The sequence below is a fragment of the Aureibaculum luteum genome, from assembly GCF_003449015.1.
Classification (GTDB): domain Bacteria; phylum Bacteroidota; class Bacteroidia; order Flavobacteriales; family Flavobacteriaceae; genus Aureibaculum; species Aureibaculum luteum.
Genome location: NZ_QRGD01000025.1, coordinates 1 through 2,812 on the forward strand (window position 1 = coordinate 1; position 2,812 = coordinate 2,812).

General features: G+C 32.6%; 3 protein-coding genes. All 3 read left to right on the forward strand.

The annotated features are described in order from the left end of the window. Positions 1 to 315 precede the first annotated feature (315 nt). The 3 genes from D3P13_RS21660 to D3P13_RS21670 all read left to right on the forward strand — a co-directional run bounded on the left by D3P13_RS21660 (position 316) and on the right by D3P13_RS21670 (position 2,721). Positions 316 to 714: a hypothetical protein gene (locus tag D3P13_RS21660; RefSeq protein WP_117885794.1), complete on the forward strand. Its 399-nt coding sequence runs from the start codon at positions 316 to 318 to the stop codon at positions 712 to 714. A 123-nt stretch (positions 715 to 837) separates the two neighbouring features. After that, positions 838 to 1,776 (forward strand): DUF6807 family protein, encoded by a 939-nt coding sequence (locus D3P13_RS21665; protein WP_117885796.1) that lies wholly within the window; start codon positions 838 to 840, stop codon positions 1,774 to 1,776. 339 nt (positions 1,777 to 2,115) lie between these two features. Beyond that, a complete protein-coding gene (locus D3P13_RS21670; protein WP_117885798.1) occupies positions 2,116 to 2,721 on the forward strand; it encodes a helix-turn-helix domain-containing protein in 606 nt (201 codons plus the stop codon). The last annotated feature ends 91 nt before the right edge of the window (positions 2,722 to 2,812 follow it).

Genomic DNA, 2,812 nt, shown 5'->3' on the forward strand with positions numbered 1-2,812 from the left:
AACAGTTTTTCTTGATATTTTTTTTTGCCTTGCATAATACAAGATACTAAAAATCACTAACTTGTGCAACAGGCACAAAACCTAAACGTAATGCGGACTTTAGGGCAAAACCGAAAGGTCTGTGTATATTTATAATGTCGCTAAATCTTATGGATTTAGCTTTGGACAAGAAAAAATAAATCAAAACAAAAAGCTTTAGCTATGTGCGTGGCGAAAAGCAAACGCTAGTTTGCTCTCGTACTGTTCATAGATCAACCGTTATATGCAACCAAATCGGATTCAAATATTTTGAATAAAAATTTATTTATTTTATTAATGTATGTATCAATTGGAATAGCAAATTCAGTTTTATATACAGTTTACTTAGGAACTACGGGTTTGCCTGGAGGAAACATCGGAATGCTGCCAATTTTAATAGTGCTAATGTGTCTAATTACATTTGGAGCATCAATTGCCATTGTATTACTTCTTAAATTCTTTAAGCTCAATATAAACTATACCAAATCAATAATTATTTTTCATATAATATATACTGCTGTAATTGGACGAACTGGATTTGTTGCTTTGTTTGGCGATTGGAGTGATCCATACATTCAGTTGGAACTATCGTTGACTGGGATTATGCTAATTATTTTTCTTTTATCTCTTTTTATTGCAAGTAGACTCGATCATAGAGTTAATAAGGTGATTGAAATTAAAAAAAGTAGCATATAACAACCGCTATAATTTACTGTGGTGGAATTTCCTACTGAAAATTCTTATCTTTAAACCAATGCTTGGTTCTTGAGGAGAATTCCACAACGAAACCATAGCCCAACCATTGTAACCAATTAATCTATGAGATATTTCATTAGCATTTTCCTGTTTTTATGTTTAGAAAACATTGCCCAATCTCAAAGTGTAAGCGTTCAAATTCAAGATAACGTAGTACTTTTCAAAGAAGGAAAAGATAGCGTACTCTGCTACCAAATAGCTAATAAAGAACTAGATGGTAAGCATAAAAGATCAAATTATATTCATCCACTGTATACGTTAGATGGTAAAATTTTAACTGAAGATTTTCCCTCAGACCACCCTCACCACCGTGGTATCTTTTGGGCTTGGCACCAATTGCATATTGGAGACAAACAAATTGGTGATGGGTGGGAAATAAAAGATTTTAAATGGAAAGTACTTTCAGTTAAAGAACTAAAAAAGAAAGGTAAACAAAGAAGTATTAAAGCAAATGTGGTTTGGAAGTCTCCTTTGTGGTTAGATGATAACGGAAATGAAAAGCCATTGGTATCTGAGTATACTACCATTACGGTATACCCAAAAGCAAAGAACTATAGACAAATTGATATTGAAATATCCTTGATTGCAGAGGAACCAAATATGCGTATTGGTGGATCTGATGATAAAAAAGGGTATGGAGGTTTTTCAACTAGAATTAGACTAAGTGAAGACATCGCATTTACAAGTTCTATTGGATCAATTAAACAGGAACAACTACCAATTAAAGCAGGAGGTTGGATGGATATCTCCGGATCGTTGGGACTTAAGAATGCAATGGCAGGCATTTCAATTTTAAGTCATCCCAATAACCCAGGTTATCCAAATCCTTGGATTTTGCGTTCAAAAGAGAGTATGCAGAACGCTGTATACCCATACCCTGGTGCAAAACCGGTTATTCTTTCTAATGTTGCACCTACCCTATTACGGTACCGTTTACTTGTCCATAACGGATTAAAAGCATCAGAAATTTCATCTCTACATACACACTATGGAAAAATGTAGTTGTTTATTGAGATTTAAAAGAAAGTAAATAAATACACCTATAATACCTGTTCATAAAATACTTATAAGTCCAAGCAAGTATTGCTATTAATTTTTTAACTCTGAATCGTTCGCTGACAAACGCTTAATTAACCTAAAACCAACACTTTTTAGAAATTTAGTTTTTGTTTAGAGAGAGACTTATAACTATAAAGGAAATAACCACAATGTGGTTATACATATGTTATATGGCATTTGAGCCGAATAAACGCAGTAATGTCATAAGATTGACATAGTAATGACGCAACAACCACACGAACTTCAAAATATCTTTGCTAAATAATATTAAAAATATTTATAATGAATAACCAGAATTTAGCAATTAAGATTAAAGACTTAAGAAATCGAAAAGGGTTTTCTCAAGAACAATTAGCGGAGGAATCCAAATTGAGCTTAAGAACAATTCAACGAATTGAAAAAGCGGAATCAATACCCAGAGGAGATACACTAATTAAATTAACCCAAGCCCTCGGTGTAACACCTGACGACCTTTTAGATTGGACTAAAATTGAAGATAAAGGATATTTAGCCTTATTAAACCTGAGTGCTATAAGTTATATTATTCAACCATTTCTAGGAATAATTATTCCGTTAGTGATGTGGATTTTAAAGCGAGATAAAATAAATTTAGTGGACGATACTGGAAAAAAACTGATAAGTTTTCAAATTACTTGGCAACTTATATTTTTTGGTTTTTTCATGATTATCAATAAAGGAATATATATTCCATATAATTTCAGTATTGTTGAATGGTTTGCTCTTTTAACCACAAGTATTAATTCAATCATTACCTCAAGCATTATAATTCTGTATTTATATAATTTAGTGTTGATTTTTATAAACATTAGACGAAATCAAAAAGGATTGAAAAGTAGATATTTTCCAGCGATTCCATTTTTGAAATAGAAAAAACGCCATATAATCGAGTGGATGGCTCCGCCAATAATTGACGGAGTGCACCCCTCACACCACCGTACATACGGGTCTCGTATACGGC

Coding starts and splice junctions, on each gene's coding strand:
- D3P13_RS21660 (WP_117885794.1), top strand. CDS start 316: ATGTATGTATCAATTGGAATAGCAAATTCAGTTTTATATACAGTTTAC.
- D3P13_RS21665 (WP_117885796.1), top strand. CDS start 838: ATGAGATATTTCATTAGCATTTTCCTGTTTTTATGTTTAGAAAACATT.
- D3P13_RS21670 (WP_117885798.1), top strand. CDS start 2,116: ATGAATAACCAGAATTTAGCAATTAAGATTAAAGACTTAAGAAATCGA.